The 864-nt window shown below is 45.5% G+C and carries 2 protein-coding genes; both read left to right on the top strand.

What is annotated here, in order from left to right; translation table 11 throughout:
• Positions 1-565: M17 family metallopeptidase (locus A3729_RS00680; RefSeq protein ID WP_369820055.1), on the top strand; the 565-nt coding region annotated here is incomplete at its 5' end.
• 56 nt (positions 566-621) lie between these two features.
• Positions 622-864, top strand: a 243-nt coding sequence (locus A3729_RS00685; RefSeq protein ID WP_068632961.1) for a DUF5062 family protein, incomplete at its 3' end; no start/stop codon positions are given.

Here is an 864-nt window from a genome sequence, read left to right on the forward strand (position 1 = left end):
ACGTGTACTAATACCCGCAGTAGAGAATGCCGTATCTTCGAATGCTTTTCGTCCAGGTGATGTAATCACCACACGACAAGGAATTACTGTCGAAATTGACAACACTGACGCTGAAGGCCGCTTAGTCTTATGTGACGCATTGACCGAAGCAGATAGCGAAAACCCGGACATGATATTCGACTTTGCAACACTAACCGGCGCCTGCCGAGTTGCATTAGGAACAGAGTTACCCGGTTTTTTTTGCAATGACGAACAACTTGCATCTTCGTTGCAGGAGTGTGGAAAGAGCAGCCAAGACCTTGTGTGGCAACTCCCCCTACACAGCCCTTACCAGGACATGCTAAAAAGCGATATTGCTGACACCCTTAATAGCGCAGCCACGGGTTTTGGCGGCGCTATTACAGCAGCGCTTTACTTACAATTATTCGTGTCTGATGACACTCCATGGGTTCATTTTGATGTAATGGCCTGGAATAATCGAAAGCTTCCTGGGCGACCAACTGGCGGCGAAGCATTTGGTATTCGTGCAGTCTTCGACCTACTAGAGCAACGTTTCAACAAATAAAACAAATTAGCTATGTTACACATTCACCCTAACTATAAACTTATGAGAAGCCCAGTATGGCGAAGAAGCTAAAAAACGAAGCTCAACTCCTTAAAGAAGCAATTCGCATCGGCACCTTATATGCCGAAAAACGTGGCGTCGCAAAATTCGAAGCTGATGACTCTCAAGACGACAAAATCGAGTACATTTACCGCTTACTAGTACACGACAAGCAGCTTCAACCTCTTGCTAAGGATGATCTGACCTTGGTGAAAATGAAGCACAAAATTGTTATGTGGCTGTATAAGCAGTTACCCGAG

It is taken from the genome of Oleiphilus sp. HI0043, assembly GCF_001634935.1.